This is a genomic window from Nocardioides dokdonensis FR1436 (assembly GCF_001653335.1).
Taxonomy (GTDB): Bacteria; Actinomycetota; Actinomycetes; order Propionibacteriales; family Nocardioidaceae; genus Nocardioides; species Nocardioides dokdonensis.
On sequence record NZ_CP015079.1, the window covers coordinates 891,937 to 910,201 of the forward strand.

An 18,265-nucleotide genomic window follows, 5' to 3' on the forward strand; every position below is an offset into this window, starting at 1 on the left:
GTGACCCAGCAGACCGACCCGCCGCAGACCCCGCTCACCGACACACCGAAGGGGCTGCGGCGCGCCGACGGCATCCAGCTCATCGGCGAGATGGAGGGATCGGGCTACCGGACCCCACCCTCGCTCGCCCGCCGCGGGGACGGGCAGACCGTCCAGCTCACCCCGCTGCTGTACGCCGTGCTCGCCTCCCTCGACGGCCGCCGCGACCTCGCGGCGGTCGCCGAGGAGGTCCACACGACCACCGGGCGACCGGTCACCGCCGACAACGTCGCCACCCTGGTCGACAAGCTGCGCGAGCTGGGGCTGGCCGTGCGCGCCGACGGCGCCGATCCGGTGCTGCGGCGCAGCAACCCGCTGCTGGCCCTGCGCCTCAAGGTCACCGTCACCGACCCCGAGCGCACCCGCCGGATCACCGCCCCGTTCGCCCGTCTCTTCCACCCGCTCATCAGCGTGCCGGTGGTGCTGGGCTTCGCCGCGATCTGCGTCTGGGTGCTGGTCGTCAAGGGCCTCGCCTCGGCGACCCACGAGGCGTTCGCCCGCCCCGGGCTGCTCCTGGTGGTGCTGGGCGTGACGGTCCTCTCGGGCGGCTTCCACGAGTTCGGCCACGCTGCGGCGGCCCGCCGGGGCGGCGCCGACCCGGGAGTGATGGGTGCCGGGCTCTACCTGGTGTGGCCCGCCTTCTACACCGACGTCACCGACTCCTACCGTCTCGGTCGAGCGGGGCGGCTGCGCACCGACCTCGGCGGGCTGTACTTCAACGCGATCGTCGTGGTTGCCACGATGGGCGTGTGGTGGGCCAGCGGCTACGACGCCGTGCTGCTGGTCGTCGCCACCCAGATCCTGCAGATGCTGCGCCAGCTGTTGCCCCTGGTCCGCTTCGACGGCTACCACGTGCTCGCCGACCTCACCGGCGTGCCCGACCTCTTCCAGCGCATCGGCCCCACCCTGCGCGCGCTGGTGCCCTGGCGCAAGACCGAGCCCGAGGCCCGGGCCCTCAAGCCGTGGGCACGCGCGGTGGTCACCGTGTGGGTCCTGACCGTGGTGCCGGTGCTGCTGGGCGTGCTGGTCCTGCTGGTCCTCACCCTGCCCCGCATCGTCGGGACGGCGCTCGCCTCCGCCGACGCGCAGCGGCGCGCGATGCTGGGCGGCACCAGCGACCCCACGCTCCTGGAGTCGACGGCGCACGCGCTGGCGATGGTCGTGGTCCTGCTGCCGGTGCTGGCGATCGGCTACCTGCTCGTCCGCCTGGTGCGCCAGATCGGGACGGCGACGTGGCGGCGCACCCGGGGCCGCCCGGTGCGCCGCAGCCTCGCGGTCGTCGTGGCACTGGCCGTCCTGGCTGCGCTGGCCCTGGCCTGGTGGCCGCAGGAGGAGCGCTACCGACCGGTGCAGGCCTGGGAGGGCGGCACCCTGACCGATGCCGTCGCCCTCGCCCGCCCGCCCGCCGGCTACCAGGTGGGCGCGCGCGGCAGCGGCACCATCTACCTGCCCGACGACGCGCCGGCACCCACCCGTGAGCGGCCGACGCTGGCGGCCGTGATGGTGCCCTCCGAGGCCCCGGCCGAGGCCGACGCCCCGAGTGCGGTGGACGGCAGCGACGCCGAGGCCGGTGATCTCGATGCGGACCTCGAGGCCGGCGACGTCGAGCAGGCCGGCGGGGACACCTGGATCTTCCCCTTCGACGAGCCCCTGGCCCCGGACCCCGGGGACAACCAGGCGCTCGCCGCGAACACCACCGACGAGACCGCGGCGTACTCGGTGGCGTTCGCGCTGGTCTGGGCCGACGGCGACGAGCCGCTGACCAACACCAACGAGGCCTACGCCGCTGCCAGCTGCGATCGGTGCGCGGCGGTGGCGGTGGCCTTCCAGGTGGTCCTCGTGGTCGGCGACGCCAACGTCGCGGTGCCGCAGAACACCTCGGTCGCGGTCAACTACGACTGCACGAGCTGCCTGACGTTCTCGCTCGCCGTGCAGCTCTTCGTCACCCTCGACGGACCGCTCAGCGAGGAGTCCACGGCCCGCATCGAGGAGATCTGGGCCGCGGCCACCGACTTCGGCCGCAACATCGGCTCGGTCCCCCTCGACCAGATCCAGGCCCAGCTCACCGACTTCGAGGAGCAGATCCTCGCCGTGGTGGAGGCCGAGCAGGGGCCGTTGACGCCGGACGGGGCGGAGAGCGGCTCCCCCAGCCCGGGAGCGAGCGGCAGTCCCAGTGCCGGGGCCAGCGACGGGGCCAGCGACGGGACCAGCGGGAGCCCGGGCCCCAGCGGATCGGCCGGCCCGACCTCGGGCCCCTCGGCCAGCGGGAGCACCAGCCCCTCGGGCAGCGCGACCAGCAGCCCCAGCGCCAGTCCCTCCGCGTCGACCTCGAGCAGCCCGTCCGGCAGCCCGAGCGGGTCCCCGTCCCCGACGGCGAGCGCGACCACGTCGGCGGCTGCGTCCTCCGGGACGGCGGGCTCGGGGACGACCAGCGCCACGCCCTGAGGCCTGTCGCCCGGGCATGGTCCGGAACGACCACGGGCCCCCACCGAGACCGCCGGTCGAGCCGGCGTCGTCGGTGGGGGCCCGTGGTTCGTCCGGGCCCGGTGGCTCAGAGCAGCAGGAACAGCAGGATCACGACTGCGATGACGAGAGCAGCGACGGCGATGGTGCGAGTGTTCATGGTTCCTCCTCGGGACGGGGGTGCAGGGACCCGGACAGGACCCTGCCCCTGATCGTGACGGGTTCAACCTGCCCTGTCGCGTCGCCACGCGGCCCACCCCTTCGGTCACATCTGCACCACCGGCGCCGCGCCGCACGCCCCGGCCGCTGCTCGCCTCCACCCGGGGCGACCTCACCCGCACGTGCGTTGCGTCCCGCGCCCGGAGACGAGAACCTCGGGGCGAGCGCCGCGGGCGCAGGAGGAGGCATGACCATGCGAGGCATCATCGGAGCCGTCATCGTCATCTGGCTCGTGATCGGGGCGGCAGCGGCGTTCCAGCGCGGCTACTTCGGCGACGACCAGGAGGTCAGCTGCAAGAGCGCCGGCACGACGGCGGTCACCATCATCGCCGGGCCGCTCAACTACGCGGGCGTGAACCCGAAGATCGACTGCAAGGTGCCCGAGCCCTCCAGCTGAGGGTCCGCCCCCGGGACCGTGGGACCATGGCGGCACCATGCCCACTCCGGAGTCCCCCGCCCGCCCACGCCGCCGCCACCTCATCGACCCGGACAACCCGCCGCCCCCGCCGAGCAAGGCCTCGTTGAGCCGCGTGCAGCAGTGGGTGATGTCGGTGCTGGCGGGGACGACGATCCTGCACCTGAGCCTCGGGCTGCTGCTCGCGGCCTGGTACGTCGAGGGCGACCAGCTGGTGCCCGTCATCGGCCTCGAGGTCATCGCCGGGATCCTCGGTGTGCTGGCCGTCGCGACCGGGCTGGCGATCCACCGTCGACCGGTGCTCTCGCCGTGGCTGCTCCTGGGCACCCTGCCCGGCGTGGTCGGCGTGGTCGTCACACTGACCTGATCCACCCCACCGGACCGCGAGTGTTGAGTACCGTGGCGCTGTCACCACACAGGCACCCGTGAGCGCACGGACGACGCAGCCAGGCACCCCCGGGAGGAGACACGTGGTCGCAGCAGCAGACGACGCGCCCGTCTCCTGGGGCGCCCTCGTGGCCGCGAGCACCGACGGCCTGTGGCTGCTCGAGCCCGACGGCACCACCGTCTGGGCCAACGCCCGTCTCGCCGAGCTGTTGGCGCGGCCCGGGGCCGACCTCACGGGCATGGCGGCGCACGAGGCGTTCCCGAGCGCCGCCCGCGACCGCGTACGCCGCCACCTGGGCCTGCTGGCCCGGGCCAGCCGGGGTCGCGAGAACGTCCCGATGCACCTGCGCCAGGGCGACGGGACGCTGGTGCCGGTGCTGGTCAGCTATGCGCCGGTGCGCGACGACAACGGCCGCGGCGGCCCCACCCGGTGGTTGCACCGGGTCACCCCCGCGTCTCCCGGTCCCGCCGAGCCCGCACGAGCGGGCGCTGCCCCGGAGGCCGCGCCGCGGCGCTCGGCCCGCGACGACACCCACCGGCTCCTCCTCGAGGTCACCGAGCGCGAGCGCCAGCTCGCCGAGGCCCAGGAGATCTCGGGCATCGGCAGCTGGAGCTGGGACGTCGTCAACGACGACGTCACCTGGTCCGACCAGCTCTACCGCATCTACGACATCGAGCCCGCCGACCACGTCGCGACCTATCAGGGCTTCCTGGACCGGCTGCACGCCGAGGACCGAGGTCGCGTCGACGCGCTCATCCGAGCGACCTTCGGCGACGCCTCGAGCTTCCAGTTCGACGCGCGCGCGGTCCGACCCTCCGGCGAGGTGCGCTGGATCCACGGCCGCGGGCGGATCACCCGGCACCCCGTCAGCGGGCAGCCGCTGCGGATGAGTGGCACGACCGCCGACGTCACCGAGCTGCACCGCACCCAGCAGCTGGCCACCGAGGCGACCCGCCGCATGCACCTGCTGCAGGAGCTGGCCGCGGCTGCGAACGGCGCGTCCACCCTGGAAGCGGCGATCGAGCTGGTCAGCACCGCCCTGCTCGAGCACACCGACTGGGAGCCGGTGGCGGCCTACCGGGTCACCGCCGAGCAGGACGAGCCCGCCGGGTCGGGCGACGACGAGGTGGAAGCGGTCGTCGGTGTCGCGGGCCCGGTCCTGACGCTCCTGCACCCCGAGCTCGGGCACCGCACGCCCGGCACCCCCGACCCGGGCCTGGCGCGGGAGGCGTGGCGCACCCGGGCGCCGGTCGTCGGCGTCGAGGCCGCGCCGTACGACGCCCCGGACGGGGCCACGCGCCGCGTCGTGGCCGTGCCGGTGCGGGCCGGCGACGAGGTCGTAGCCGTCCTCGAGGCCATGGCCGGACCGGGGGTCGCTGCCGCGGACGACGACGAGCAGCGGCTCGCCCTGCAGATCGCCCACCAGCTGGGCATCGTCGCCACCCGCGAGCGCGACGCCGTCGCCGTGGCCGCGGCGCGGGACGCCGCGGTGGAGGCCTCGCGCCTGAAGTCGGAGTTCCTGGCGACGATGAGCCACGAGATCCGCACCCCCATGAACGGCGTCATCGGGCTCAACGAGCTGCTGCTGCGCACCGAGCTCGACGACCACCAGCACCGCCTCGCCGCGGGTGTGCAGAGCGCCGGGCTGTCGCTGCTGGCGATCATCAACGACATCCTCGACCTGTCGAAGATCGAGTCCGGCAAGCTGGAGCTGGAGGAGGTCGACTTCGACGTCCGCACCGTCTTCGAGCAGTCCGCCGCCGTGCTCAGCGGTCCGGCGCACGAGAAGGGCCTCGAGCTCGTCGTGTCCTGCCACCCCGACGTGCCGGAGTTCCTGCGCGGCGACCCGACGCGTCTCGGGCAGGTCCTGACCAACCTCGGCTCCAACGCCGTGAAGTTCACCGAGCGCGGCGAGGTCACCATCCGTGCGCGGGTCGAGCGCAGCGACGAGCACGCCGTGCTGCTGGGCGTCGACGTCTCCGACACCGGCGTGGGGATCGCGCCCGAGGCCCAGGCCGGCCTCTTCGACGCCTTCACCCAGGCCGACCTCTCCACCACCCGACGGCACGGCGGCACCGGTCTGGGCCTGGCCATCTCCCAGCAGCTCGTCGAGGCGATGCAGGGTCGCATCCAGGTGGCCAGCGTGCCCGGCGAGGGCAGCACGTTCTCGTTCACCGCCGTCCTGGAGCCCACCACCGCCACGCTGCGTCGCCCCGACCCCCGGACCCGGTCGCTGCGCGACGAGCGGGTGCTCGTGGTCGACGACAACGAGACCAACCGGTTCATCCTCACCGAGCAGCTCGCGGCGTGGCAGCTGCGCCCGGTGGCCGTCTCGACCCCGGCCGAGGCGCTCGCAGCGCTGCGCGAGGCCCAGGAGGCCGGGGCCCCGTTCACCGTCGCCCTGCTCGACCTGGTGCTGCCCCGCATCGACGGGCTGGAGCTGGCCCGGATCATCCACCACGACCCGGACATCGCCGACGTCCGGATGCTGCTGCTGACCTCCGACCAGGCGGTGAGCCCCCGCGACGCCAGGGCGGCCGGCATCGTCACGACCCTCAACAAGCCGGTGCGGCACGCCGAGCTGTACGACGCCCTGATCGCAGCCACCGGGCGCGCCCACGAGCCCGTGCACCGCACGCTGCGCCGCGTCGTGGTGCCCTCCCTGGACCTCTCGGTCCTCGTCGTCGAGGACAACCCCGTGAACCAGCTCGTGGCCACCGGGCTGCTGGAGTCCCTGGGTCTGCACGTCGACGTCGCCGACGACGGGCTCGCGGCCGTCGAGGCGCTGCGGGGCGAGCACGGCTACTCCCTGGTGCTGATGGACTGCCGGATGCCCACCATGGACGGGTTCGAGGCCACCGAGGTGATCCGCGCCCGCGAGCCGCACGACCAGCGGGTGCCCATCATCGCGATGACGGCCTCCGCCCTCGAGGGCGAGCGGGAGCGGTGCCTCGAGTCCGGGATGGACGACTTCCTGACCAAGCCGGTCGACCCGACGGCGCTCGAGGACGTGGTGCGACGCTGGACCAACGACCCGGCCCCCGCCCCTGCGGCGCTCGCGCCCGGTGACACCACCGGGGACACGGCCAGCGAGCCCGCTGTCGAGCCCGCTGTCGAGCCCGCGTTCGAGCCGGCCTCCGGCCCGGTGGTCGCCGCCTCCGAGGACCTGCCGGTCATCGACCTGGCGCGCCGCCGGATCCTCGACGAGCTGGTCAAGGACGGCACCAGCTTCTTCGACCGCACCGCGCGCTCGTTCTCCTCGCGCATCGACGCGCAGGTCACCGGCATCCGCGACGCGGTCGAGGCCCGCGACGCCAACCGCGCCTTCACCGCCTCCCACCTGGTCAAGGGCAGCGCCCTCAACCTGGGGCTGCCCCGTGTCTCCGCGGTCGCCGCGGCCCTCGAGGCGCACGCGCACGCCGGGCGGACCGACGACGCCGACGGGATGCTCACCGAGCTGGAGGTCGAGGTCGCCCGCGCCGTCGAGGAGCTGCGCCGGACGGTGCGGCCCTGAGCCCGCCCGACCCCGCGGCACCGGGCCGCTTCGAGGAGGTCGCCCGGCGGCGCCCGATCGACCTCGTCGCACCCGGGCTGGTCCAGGTCGACGAGCCCGCCCCCGGGGCGGCGTCGCGGCACCCCCTGCCGCAGCCCGCACCCTGCACCGCGGTCGAGGTGCGCCCCGCCGGCACCGGCCCCGTCCGGCTCCGGCTCGGCGCCGACGACCTGTGGGTGGAGGCGACGTACGACGACGGGGTGTGCGGCCTCGAGGTCATCACCCCCGCCGGCACCAGCCGGCACCAGAGCCGTCGTTCCGGTCGCGCCGGTGAGCTCGAGCGGCTGGCGCTGACGCTGACCGGCACCGAGGCGGTCGTGCTCGGCGACGACGGCACCGGCTGGACCGCCCACGGCCGCGTCGACCTCGGGGCCGAGGGCACCGGAGCGGCGGGACAGCGGTCGCGCGACGAGTCCTGGCTGGCCGCCCTGGAGGTCGCGCACACCGGTGTCGTGCACGGCCTGCGCGCCGGAGGCTTCGGCCAGCTCGGGCTGCGCGACCTGAGGCTGGTCACGCACGCCGACGGCACGCCGTACGCCGCCGGTCCCGGGGCGCCCGGGACGCACCTGTGGCTCACCGCGACGAGCGCCGGTCCGGGGTTCTTCGGGACCGCGCACACCTCCGTGTGGCGCCTCGAGCTCGACGGCCACCGGCTCACCCACACCGCTGACCTGTTCTTCCGCCGGCCGGACCGCCCCGGGGTCTTCGGCGACCACGCCACGCACCTGGTGCGCGACGACGACGACTGGCTGGTGGCCACCAGCACGTGGGGCGACTTCGAGCGCACCGACCCCGACGCGACGGTGGCCGTCACGCTGGCGCGCTCCCGGGCCGACCTGCTGCACGGCCGGCACGTGCTCGACACCGCACCGCTGCCGCTGCCGACCGACGGGTTCAGCTCCGTGGGCGTGTGGGACCCGCACCTGGTGCGCGCCGACCTCGGCGACGGGCCGCAGTGGCTGGTCGGCTACGTCAGCGCCCGCAGGTTCTTCGACTTCCACCCGGTGCTCGCCGGCGGGCCGACCCTCGACGACCTCGCGCTGCGGGCGGCGGCCCCGGAGCGGCGGGCCACCGAGGGCACCACGCTGGTGCACTGGGCCGGCGGGTGGCGGGTGCTGGCCAGCGACGGGCGCGACGGGCCCCGTCGGCACCGCGAGCAGTACCCCGTGCTCGACCTCGACCTGCGCGGGACCGGGGTGCTGGACGCGCCGTACTCGACCAACATCCCGTGGCCGACGCTGGCCGCGCTGCCCGACGGGCGGTGGCTGATGATCACCTTCAACGGACGCGGCGTCGGCGGCCGGGTGGTCGGCTACGGCAGCCACGGGGACCTGATCGTCCTGGAGGCCGACCCCGCGACGTAGGCTGGTGGATGAGACCTGCGTCACCCCTGCCGGCCTCACCACCGACCGCCACACCACCCCCGTGGCCCCGACGAGAAAGCGGCTCACCATGTCCGTGCCCCACCACCTGCCCAGCACCTCCGTCGACGTCTTCGAGCTCGGCGCCGAGCACGAGCAGGTCGTGTTCGCGAACGACCCCGCCACCGGGTTGCGCGCCATCATCGCGATCCACTCGACCGCCCTGGGCCCGGCGCTCGGCGGCACCCGCTTCTACCCCTACGCCAGCACCGACGACGCGGTGCGCGACGTGCTCGACCTGTCCCGCGGCATGTCCTACAAGGCCGCGCTCGCCGGGCTCGACCTCGGCGGCGGGAAGGCCGTCATCATCGGCGACCCGGCCACGGTGAAGTCCGAGGCCCTGCTGCGGGCCTACGGCCGCTTCGTGCAGACCCTCGGCGGGCGCTACCGCACCGCCTGCGACATCGGCACCTGCTCGGTCGACATGGACGACATCGCCCGTGAGTGCGACTACGTCACCGGTCGCACGGTCGCGCACGGCGGCGCTGGCGACAGCTCGGTGCTCACGGCGTACGGCGTCTTCCAGGGGATGCGGGCCGCCGCCCAGGTCGCGTGGGGCGAGCCGACGCTGTCGGGGCGCACCGTCGGTGTCGCCGGCGTCGGCAAGGTCGGCCACCACCTGGTGCGCCACCTCGTCGAGGACGGCGCCGACGTGGTCGTCACCGACGTGCACGGCCCCGCCGTCGACGCCGTGCTGGCCGCGCACCCCGGGGTCCGAGCCGTGACCTCCACCGAGGAGCTCGTGACCTCGGCGCTCGACGTCTACGCGCCCTGCGCCATGGGCGGGGCGATCTCCGACGCCGTCGTCGACGTGCTGGCCGCCCGGGTGGTCTGCGGCGCCGCCAACAACCAGCTGGCCCACCCGGGTGTGGAGAAGGCGCTGACCGACCGCGGCATCGTCTACGCCCCCGACTACTGCGTCAACGCCGGCGGGCTGATCCAGGTCGCCGACGAGCTCGACCCCGCCGGGTTCAGCTTCGACCGCGCCCACCAGCGTGCCACCGCCATCTTCGACACCACCCTCGCGATCCTCGCCCACGCCGAGGCCGAGCACATCTCCCCCGCCCTCGCCGCCGACCGGATCGCCGAGGTCCGGATGCGCGACGTCGGGCGGTTGCGCTCGATCTGGGTGGGCTGAGGCCGGTCTGCGGATTCCCCGGGTACCCGGGGAAACCGTAGGCGTTGGGGTGATGCAACCCCCCAACGCCTACAGGTTCACTCCCACGCCTCGGTCCGTACGACGGCGCAGCCCACCGCGGCGTCGTACGCCGGGTCGTGGGTCGGGTCAGGCGACCCAGCCGCCGGCGGGGAACAGGGCGGCACGCAGCCGGGCCGCGAGGCGCTCGGGGTGGGCCAGGTCGTCCCAGGTGATCCGGATGCAGCGCCAGCCGGTCAGCTCGCGCACCCGGTCCTCCCGCAGCTTCTCGGCGATCACCACGTCCTCGGCGCTCTGACCGGGCCGCCACGGCTGCAGGTACTTGACCTTGCCGTCGATCTCGACCCACACCTTGAGCTCCGGCCACGCGAAGTCGAGCCGGGCCACCAGCTCACCGCCCGGGCCCGTGACCGGGTACTGCGCCTCGGGTCGTGGGAGGTGCTGCTCGAAGAAGAACGCCCAGGCGCGGCTCTCGGCCACCGACTCGCACGCCGGGTTGGCCAGACGGAGCACGAGGTCCGTCGCGAGCGTGTGGGCCCACTGCTCGATGCCGGCTGCGTAGCGCTCCTCGAGCTGCTCCTGGGTCGTGAGCCCGCGGTGCAGCAGGTCGTTGACGACCACGAGGGCGGGCGTGCGCTCCGCGACGGTGGTCACCTCGAGCGCCACCCGGGTCGGCGACATCACCGGGACCCCGTGGTGGGTCTCCACGTCCCCCTCGCGGACCAGCCCGCAGTGCTGGACCGTGCCCGCGTCGTGGCGACCCGCCTTCGCGTCGCACCGGGTCACGTGCACCTCGCTGAGGTCCATCCCCCAGGTGGGCGCGGCGTACAACGGCAGCGCCGAGGTGTGCGAGACCACCACCGGGGCACGCGCCTGGCGCAGCACGGCGCGCGTCAGCACCTCGTGCCGCCCGTCGCCGGTGAGGGCCTCCCAGGCAGCGGTGTCCACATAGGCACCGTGGCGCACCCGGGTCAGTCGACCCGCATGCACCTCGTGGCGGATGTTGGCGTCCGACATGCCGCTCTCGCACAGCTCGCGGCGCAGCCGGATCGGCGTCTGGCGTGCGTCGTGGTCGCGGCGTCGGCTGAGGTCGTTGGGTCCCATGAGGGCGTTGTGCCCCTGCTCGGGAGCCCGACACCTGCGGCGTCGCCGCCTGTGGACGACGTCGACGCGACCTGCACGACGCGCCCGCCCGGAGGACCGGGGCCGCGGCGAGGCGTGCAGGTAGAACCGTAGGCGTTGGGGTGATGCAACACCCCAACGCCTACGGAATCCCCGGGTACCCGGGGAAACTGCTCAAGGGCCCGAAGGCCTCAGGTGTCAGTCACGGCGCGGGTCGTAACCCGGCCCGTCATCCGACTCTTCGACACGCTCGGTGTCGTTGCCATCATCGCTGCCATGCAGTTCACGGGCCAGCGCCCCGAAGTCCGTCTCGTGAGTGCGGTACTTCAGGTCGCGAGCGACCTTCGTCTGCTTGGCCTTAGCTCGGCCGCGCCCCATAGGGTTAGCCCCCTTGCACGCTTGGCCGGGGCTCTGTGGCTCCCGGGCGGTCTCTCAACTCTCGTGAGTGCAACGCTACCTGTTGAGGGGTCGATCTCGCACACCCGGGCCTCCCACCGGGCTGTGGGGCTCACCAACCGGGGTGCTGGCCCACCAGGTCGACGCGTCCACCACGGTCCGCGGAGGCACGCACCTCGCCCGCCACCCAGGCCCGTACGCCGTGCCCGGCGAGCACCGCCACCGCGGTGTCGACGTCGTCGGCGGGCAGCAGCGCCACCATGCCGACGCCGCAGTTCAAGGTGGCCTCGAGGTCGGGCTGGGACACCGACCCGACCTGGCGGACCAGGTCGAAGACCGGCTGCGGGGTCCACGTGGCGCGGTCGAGCGTGGCGACCAGCTCGGCGGGCATCACCCGCTCCAGGTTGGCGGCCAGACCGCCACCGGTGACGTGCGACATGGCGTGCACCCCGGTGCGGGCGGCCAGGTCGAGGCAGGCCTTGGCGTAGATGCGGGTCGGCTCGAGGAGCTCCTCGCCCAGGGTCCGGCCGAGCTCGGGCACGTCGCGGTCCAGCGCCCACCCGGCACCGCCCCGGTCGGGCGGGGCGAGCAGCACGTGGCGCACCAGCGAGTAGCCGTTGGAGTGCAGGCCGCTGGCCTCCATGGCCAGCACCACGTCCCCGGGGCGCACGCGCGCCGGCCCCAGGAGGCGGTCGGCCTCCACGACACCGGTCGTGGCGCCGGCGACGTCGTACTCGTCGGGGGCCAGCAGCCCGGGGTGCTCGGCGGTCTCGCCGCCGACCAGCGCGCAGCCGGCCTCGAGGCAGCCCTCGGCGATGCCCTTGACGATCGCGGCGATCCGCTCGGGGACGACCCGGCCGGTGGCGATGTAGTCGGTCATGAAGAGCGGCTCGGCGCCACAGACGACGAGGTCGTCGACGACCATGCCGACGAGGTCGCGACCGATGGTGTCGTGGACGTCCATCGCCTGCGCGATGGCGACCTTGGTGCCGACCCCGTCGGTGGAGGTCGCCAGCAGCGGCCGCGTGTAGCGGGTCAGCGCGGAGGCGTCGAAGAGTCCGGCGAACCCGCCGAGCCCGCCGATGACCTCGGGACGCGAGGCCCGGGCGACCCAGCCCTTCATGAGCTCGATGGCCGTGTCGGCGGCCTCGATGTTCACACCGGCGCGGGCGTAGGCGTTGGTCTCGGTCACGTCAGGCCTCCTGGCCGCTCACGGGTTGTTCAGGACGGGCAGCGCACGGCCCAGGGCGGGCGAGCTGAGGCTCGCCTCGAGCAGGTGCTTGCCGAGCAGCGACTCGTCGGGCAGCTCGACGGGGTACTCCCCGGTGAAGCAGGCCGTGCACAGCGAGGACGTGGGCTGCCCGGTCGAGGCGATCATGCCCTCGAGCGAGATGTAGCCCAGGCTGTCGGCGCCGACGCTGGCGGCGATCTCGTCGGTGTCGATGCCGTTGGCGATCAGCTCGGCGCGGGTGGCGAAGTCGATGCCGTAGAAGCAGGGCCAGCGCACCGGCGGCGAGGAGATCCGCACGTGCACCTCGAGGGCGCCCGCCTCGCGCAGCATCCGCACCTGGGCGCGCTGGGTGTTTCCGCGCACGATCGAGTCGTCGACCACCACGAGCCTGCGGCCGCGGATCTGGTGCTCGAGGGCGTTGAGCTTGAGGCGCAGGCCGAGCTGGCGCAGCGTCTGGCTGGGCTGAATGAAGGTGCGTCCGACGTAGGCGTTCTTGACGAAGCCCTGCCCGAAGGGGATGCCGGACTCCTCGGCGTAGCCGGCGGCGGCCGGCGTCCCCGACTCCGGCACCGGCATCACCATGTCGGCGTCGACGGGGAACTGGCGCGCGAGCTCGCGGCCCATCTCGACCCGCGCCTCGTGGACCGACCGGTTGGCGATGGTGGCGTCGGGGCGGGCCAGGTAGACGTACTCGAACACGCAGCCCTTGCGCTCCGGCTCGGCGAAGGTGTGCGAGCGCAGCCCGTCGCCGTCGATGACGAGCATCTCGCCGGGCTCGACCTCGCGCACCCGGCTGGCGCCGATGGTGGCCAGGGCGGCGTCCTCCGAGGCGACCACCCAGCCGCGGTCGAGGCGACCCAGGACCAGCGGGCGGATGCCCTGCGGGTCGCGGGCGGCGTACAGGGTGCCCTCGTTCATCCACACGAAGCAGTAGGCGCCGCGCAGCATCGGGAGCACCTCGAGCGCCCGCTCCTCCAGCGTGGAGTCCGGGTGGTGGGCCAGCAGGGCCGTGACCAGGCTGGTGTCGTTGGTCGACGTCTCCACCGGGCGCTGCAGCTCGAGCTCACCGTCGGGTCCGGGCAGCGCGGCGACCGCCTCGGCCAGCTCGGCGGTGTTGATCAGGTTGCCGTTGTGGCCCAGGGCGATGGAGCCGTCCGGCGTGGGCCGGAAGGTCGGCTGCGCGTTCTCCCAGGTGCTCGCACCGGTGGTGGAGTAGCGGCAGTGCCCGACGGCGAGGTGGCCCTTGAGGGAGGCGAGGGTGGTCTCGTCGAAGACCTGCGAGACCAGGCCCATGTCCTTGTAGACCAGGATCTGGCGGCCGTTGCTGACGGCGATGCCGGCGGACTCCTGGCCGCGGTGCTGCAACGCGTAGAGACCGAAGTAGGTCAGCTTCGAGACGTCCTCACCGGGGGCCCAGACACCGAAGACGCCGCAGGCGTCCTGGGGACCCTGGTCCTGCGGGTCGAGGGCGTCGGTCAGTCGCCCGTCTCCGCCTTGACGGGTGCTGCCGCTGCTCTGGAAGGGCACGGCCCACAGTCTACGGTCCCGGCCATCCCTCACCGATTCGCCTCCCGAGGCGCGGACCTCCGCCTAGGATTGGGCCCGGCCCTCGGGGGGAGGCTGACCGAGACGCGCACACCGGACGGGGAGCTGTGACCGAGCGAGCCTGGCCGGGCGTGGAACCGGCTCCTCCGGGGACCGACGTGCTCGAGCTGCTCGTCGAGGGCGTCACCCGCATGGTCGGCTTCCGGGTCGCCGCGGTGGGGCTGGTCCGCGGCGACGAGCTGGAGATGGTGGCGGTCGTCGGCGACGACGGTGCCCGCGAGCAGCTGTTGGGCTCCCGGACGCCGCTCACGACGATCCTGGGCGAGCTCGAGGTCGCCGAGCACTGGGGCCCGCTGCGCTTCGTGCCGCACGAGGCCATGCCCGGCGACGCCGAGATGTGGGGCTGGGTCCCCGACATCGAGGCGGCTCAGGGCCCGGACGCCTGGCACCCCATGGACGCCCTGTGCGCGCCCCTCTACGGGCGCGACGGCGAGCTGCTGGGCCTGCTGTCGCTGGACCTGCCCGAGGACGGGCGGCGACCGGGCCCGGAGCAGCAGCGGGTGCTGGCGGCGTACGCCGAGCAGGCCGCCCGGGCCGCGGTCCTCGCCCTCGAGCGCGAGGAGCTCGCCGAGCAGGTCCGCCTGGCCTCGGCGGCACGCCAGATCGTGCGGAACGCGCCGGCCGACCTCGGGATCGACGAGGTCCTCGGGGCCAGCGCCGATGCGTTGATGCAGGGGTTCCGTGCCGTGGGCGCCTGGCTGCAGCTCTTCGACGGTGACGGGCACGGCACCGGGCGCGTGGTCGCCCTCGACGACACCGAGGTGCGCCTGCCGGGGCGGCTGGTGCGGGTCGCCGAACGGGTGGCGCGCGCGGCCTGGCTGCTGCAGCAGGCCCAGGTGCTCTCGCCGCACCACGCCCCCGCCTCCGCCTCCGCGCTCTCCCACGTCGACGCCCAGGAGAGCCTCGCGTTCCTGGAGTCGATCGCGGTCGGCTCGCTGCTCCTGGTGCCGATCGGGGCCGGGCCCGAGGCGCTGGGCAACCTGGTCCTGACCCGGCCGGTGGACGCGCCCGACTGGTCGGCCACCGAGCGCGCGGCCGCGCTCGACATCGGCCACGACCTGGGTCGCGTCGTGCTCAACGCCCGCTCCTTCGAGCGCGAGCAGCGGCTGGTGGCCGAGCTGCGGGCCATCGACTCCTACAAGGGACGCCTCATCGCGACCGTCTCCCACGAGCTGAAGAACCCGCTGACGGCCGTCCTCGGCCACGTGGAGGTCCTCGAGGACCTGGTGCAGGACATGCCGCCGGAGCTGGCCCGCAGCGTCGGCCCCTCGGTGGCCACGATCGGGCGCGGTGCCCACCGGATGACCCGGGTGGTGGAGGACCTGCTGCTGCTGGCGCGGGTGGGCGACCCGGACCGACCGGTGGTCCCGACCCGCGTCGACGTCGGCTCGGTGGTCGCCGACGTGCTCGCGCTCCTGGCCTACGCCCTGGACGAGAAGGGCCTCGACGTCGTCGTCGAGGCCCCCCGCCGCCCGGTCGTCGCGATGGCCGAGGCGGAGGAGATCGAGCGCCTGGTCACCAACCTGGTCAGCAACGCCTGCAAGTACACCCCCGCGGGCGGCACCATCACGCTGTGCCTGGCCGTCGAGGGCCACGAGGTGGTGCTCGAGTGCACCGACACCGGCCTGGGGATCTCCGAGGCGGACCAGGCACAGCTGTTCCAGGAGTTCTTCCGCTCCACCAACCCGGTGGCGCTGGCCGAGCCCGGCACCGGCCTGGGCCTCAACATCGTGCACCGCATCGCTGTGCGGCACGGGGGCCGCACCGAGGTGGAGTCCCGGCTCGGGGAGGGCAGCACCTTCCGGGTCCGGCTCCCCGCCGCCTGCTGAGCCCCGTCCCGCGAACCCGGCACGCGCCGCCGCCATCGGGCCTAGGATCGGGTTCCGCGGGTCGTCGCGCACCTGGCCCGTGCCCCCACCGCCGGAGCCGCCCGTGACCCCGCCCTCGCGCACCGCCGTCCCTGCCGGTCCTGCGGCCGACCCGGCTGCTGGTCCGGCTGGTGCTCCTGCCCCCGTCGTGCCGGCTCCGGTCCGCCCGCCGATGCACGCGATCCGCGGTGGTGGCCCCTCCGAGCTGGCCCGGATCCTCGGCGACATCGCAGCGGAGATGGCGCGCGCCGGCGGGTTCCGTCTCTCGGCGGTCAGCCTGTTCCGGGAGAGCGACGAGCTCGAGTTCGTCGTGGTCGACGGCAACGACGACGCGCGCGACACCCTCACCGGCGACGTCACACCGACGCCGGTGGCGATGGAGATGCTCGAGCGGGCACAGCGGTGGGGCCGGTTGCGGTTCCTGCCGCACGGGGAGGCCGTCGAGCTGATGGACCACATCTGGGTCGGCTCCGAGCCCCGGCCCGAGGATCCCGACGGCTGGCAGCCCTGCGACCTGTTGATGGCCCCGCTCGTCGACCTCGACGACGTCCTGCAGGGCATCGTCTGGGTCGACCTCCCCGTCGACGGGCGCCGACCCGGCCCCGAGCAGCGGCACCGGCTGGAGCAGCACGCGGAGCGGGCCAACCGCGCCATGATCGAGGCCCTCGAGCACGGGCGCCTGACCGAGCAGGTGCGGCTCGCCGACGCGGCCCGGCGGGTGGTGCGCAGCGCCACCGCCGACCTCGACCTGGCCCACCTGCTCGAGACCGCCATCGACACGGTGCGCGAGGGCTTCGGGGTCGACGACGTCCGGGTGCGGCTGCTCGCCGGGGAGGACACCGACGGGCTGGACGAGGTCTCGCTCCAGGCGCGACTGCTCGCCGAACGCTGCTGGGGCGAGCAGCGGGTCGCGATCGTCTCCCACCACCGCGCCGCCCCGGCGCTGCTGAGCGCCGAGGAGCACGCGGTGCTGCTCGACGGTCTGCACACCCAGGGCGACACCTCGCTGCTGCTGACCCCGCTCGGCGCCGGCTCGGAGTGCGTCGGCCGGTTGGTGATGTTCCGGCGCGACCGCGGCGACTGGTCCGACGAGGAGGCCAGCGCCGCGCTCGACATCGGCCACGACCTGGGCCGGGCCGTGCTGAACGCCCGCAGCTTCGAGCGAGAGCGGCAGGCTGCGGCGTACCGGCAGCAGCTCATCGGGACGATGGCCCACGAGCTGAAGAACCCGCTGGCGGCGGCCGGCGGCTACCTCGACATGCTGGAGGACTTCCTCGCCGAGGGGCCGTCGACGACGCCGCAGGTCGACCGCGCGCTGCACGGCATCGGGCGGGCCACCCGACGCCTCGACGCCATCGTCGCCGACCTGCTCACCCTGGCCCGGGTCGCCGAGGAGGCCGACCCGGCGCTGGCGACCCCGTCCGACCTGCGCACCGCCGTCGCCGAGGCGGTCGAGGGACTGGCCGTGCTGGCCGACGCCCGGGACGTCCGGGTGACGGTGCACGTCCCTGACGACCCGGTGCTGCTGACCGCCGAGCCGACCGACCTCGAGCGGATGGTGGTCAACCTGGTCAGCAACGCCGTGAAGTACTCCCGCGACGGCGGCGGCGTCGAGGTGCACCTGTCCGCACCCGAGGGAGGGCGCACGCAGCTGCGGGTCGTCGACCACGGCATCGGGATCGACGCGGTGGAGCAGCAGCACCTCTTCGAGGAGTTCTTCCGCTCCGCCGATCCGGCCGCGTCCGGCCTGCCCGGCACCGGCCTGGGGCTGGCGATCGTCGAGCGCGTCGTACGCCGCCTGGGCGGGCACGTCGCGGTCGACTCCACACCGGGCGTGGGCAGCGTCTTCACGCTCACGCTGCCCACGACGCCCCCGGCCTCCGAGCAGACCGCGTAGCGACCCGGCGTCAGGCCATCCCGCGCGCCCCCTGGACGACGGCCTCGCGGATGCGGGTGTAGGTGCCGCACCGGCAGATGTTGCGGATGGTGTCGAGGTCGGCCTCGCCGATCTCACGTCCCTCCCGACGCACCTTCCGCACCAGCGCCACCGCGGCCATGATCTGGCCCGGCTGGCAGTAGCCGCACTGCGGGACGTCGCGGTCGATCCACGCCTCCTGCATCGGGTGCAGGTCGCCGCCGACCGTGTCGGGGAGCCCCTCGATGGTGGTGACCTCGTCGCCGCGGCCCAGGTCACCGACCCGGACCGAGCAGGGGTTGAAGGCCTTGCCGTTGATGTGCGACGTGCACGCCTTGCACACGTTGATGCCGCACCCGTACTTCGGTCCGGTGACCCCGAGGAGGTCGCGCAGGACCCAGAGCACCCGGACGTCGTCGTTGACGTTCACGGTGACCGGCTTGCCGTTGAGGATGAAGGTCTGCTTGGGCATGT

General features: G+C 74.0%; 13 protein-coding genes. 8 read left to right on the top strand and 5 right to left on the bottom strand.

What is annotated here, in order from left to right; all coding sequences use genetic code 11:
• The 6 genes from I601_RS04330 to I601_RS04355 all read left to right on the top strand — a co-directional run bounded on the left by I601_RS04330 (position 1) and on the right by I601_RS04355 (position 9,636).
• Complete coding sequence (locus I601_RS04330) at positions 1-2,484, top strand: hypothetical protein (RefSeq protein ID WP_068106845.1); 2,484 nt, start codon at positions 1-3, stop codon at positions 2,482-2,484.
• Positions 2,485-2,908: 424 nt separating this feature from the next.
• A complete protein-coding gene (locus tag I601_RS04335; protein WP_179948556.1) occupies positions 2,909-3,118 on the top strand; it encodes a hypothetical protein in 210 nt (69 codons plus the stop codon).
• A gap of 37 nt (positions 3,119-3,155) precedes the next feature.
• The gene (locus I601_RS04340) at positions 3,156-3,503 is read left to right on the top strand and encodes a hypothetical protein (RefSeq protein WP_068106846.1); all 348 of its coding nucleotides are present in this window, start codon (positions 3,156-3,158) and stop codon (positions 3,501-3,503) included.
• 103 nt (positions 3,504-3,606) lie between these two features.
• Positions 3,607-7,038: a response regulator gene (locus tag I601_RS04345; protein WP_068106848.1), complete on the top strand. Its 3,432-nt coding sequence runs from the start codon at positions 3,607-3,609 to the stop codon at positions 7,036-7,038.
• Between the two features lie 158 nt (positions 7,039-7,196).
• Positions 7,197-8,441 carry a hypothetical protein gene (locus I601_RS04350; RefSeq protein ID WP_084527124.1) on the top strand — a complete coding sequence of 415 codons (1,245 nt, stop codon included), beginning with the start codon at positions 7,197-7,199 and terminating at the stop codon, positions 8,439-8,441.
• An 88-nt stretch (positions 8,442-8,529) separates the two neighbouring features.
• A complete protein-coding gene (locus tag I601_RS04355) occupies positions 8,530-9,636 on the top strand; it encodes a Glu/Leu/Phe/Val family dehydrogenase (protein WP_068114339.1) in 1,107 nt (368 codons plus the stop codon).
• Between the two features lie 147 nt (positions 9,637-9,783).
• On the opposite strand, the gene I601_RS04360 is transcribed toward I601_RS04355, so the two are convergent.
• The 4 genes from I601_RS04360 to purF form a co-directional block, all read right to left on the bottom strand.
• Entirely contained in the window at positions 9,784-10,758 is a 975-nt protein-coding gene (locus tag I601_RS04360; protein ID WP_068106852.1) for a type IV toxin-antitoxin system AbiEi family antitoxin domain-containing protein, read from the bottom strand.
• A 216-nt stretch (positions 10,759-10,974) separates the two neighbouring features.
• A complete protein-coding gene (locus I601_RS20700) occupies positions 10,975-11,154 on the bottom strand; it encodes a DUF3073 domain-containing protein (protein WP_084527126.1) in 180 nt (59 codons plus the stop codon).
• Between the two features lie 130 nt (positions 11,155-11,284).
• Positions 11,285-12,364: a phosphoribosylformylglycinamidine cyclo-ligase gene (purM, locus tag I601_RS04365; RefSeq protein ID WP_068106854.1), complete on the bottom strand. Its 1,080-nt coding sequence runs from the start codon at positions 12,362-12,364 to the stop codon at positions 11,285-11,287.
• Between the two features lie 18 nt (positions 12,365-12,382).
• Complete coding sequence (gene purF, locus I601_RS04370; protein WP_068106856.1) at positions 12,383-13,930, bottom strand: amidophosphoribosyltransferase; 1,548 nt, start codon at positions 13,928-13,930, stop codon at positions 12,383-12,385.
• A 149-nt stretch (positions 13,931-14,079) separates the two neighbouring features.
• On the opposite strand from purF, the gene I601_RS04375 reads away from it, so the two are divergent.
• Together I601_RS04375 and I601_RS04380 are read left to right on the top strand one after the other, a co-directional pair.
• Positions 14,080-15,837 (top strand): sensor histidine kinase, encoded by a 1,758-nt coding sequence (locus tag I601_RS04375; RefSeq protein WP_157519876.1) that lies wholly within the window; start codon positions 14,080-14,082, stop codon positions 15,835-15,837.
• Positions 15,838-15,940: 103 nt separating this feature from the next.
• Positions 15,941-17,773, top strand: coding sequence for a sensor histidine kinase (locus I601_RS04380; protein WP_157519878.1), 1,833 nt, complete (start codon positions 15,941-15,943; stop codon positions 17,771-17,773).
• A gap of 10 nt (positions 17,774-17,783) precedes the next feature.
• On the opposite strand, the gene I601_RS04385 is transcribed toward I601_RS04380, so the two are convergent.
• Positions 17,784-18,263, bottom strand: coding sequence for a (2Fe-2S)-binding protein (locus tag I601_RS04385; RefSeq protein ID WP_068106863.1), 480 nt, complete (start codon positions 18,261-18,263; stop codon positions 17,784-17,786).
• Positions 18,264-18,265 lie beyond the last annotated feature (2 nt).

Bases quoted from the DNA above. Each gene is read 5' to 3' on its own strand.
- I601_RS04335 (WP_179948556.1), top strand. From the start codon at position 2,909: ATGACCATGCGAGGCATCATCGGAGCCGTCATCGTCATCTGGCTCGTG.
- I601_RS04340 (WP_068106846.1), top strand. From the start codon at position 3,156: ATGCCCACTCCGGAGTCCCCCGCCCGCCCACGCCGCCGCCACCTCATC.
- I601_RS04355 (WP_068114339.1), top strand. From the start codon at position 8,530: ATGTCCGTGCCCCACCACCTGCCCAGCACCTCCGTCGACGTCTTCGAG.
- I601_RS04360 (WP_068106852.1), bottom strand. From the start codon at position 10,758: ATGGGACCCAACGACCTCAGCCGACGCCGCGACCACGACGCACGCCAG.
- I601_RS20700 (WP_084527126.1), bottom strand. From the start codon at position 11,154: ATGGGGCGCGGCCGAGCTAAGGCCAAGCAGACGAAGGTCGCTCGCGAC.
- I601_RS04385 (WP_068106863.1), bottom strand. From the start codon at position 18,263: ATGCCCAAGCAGACCTTCATCCTCAACGGCAAGCCGGTCACCGTGAAC.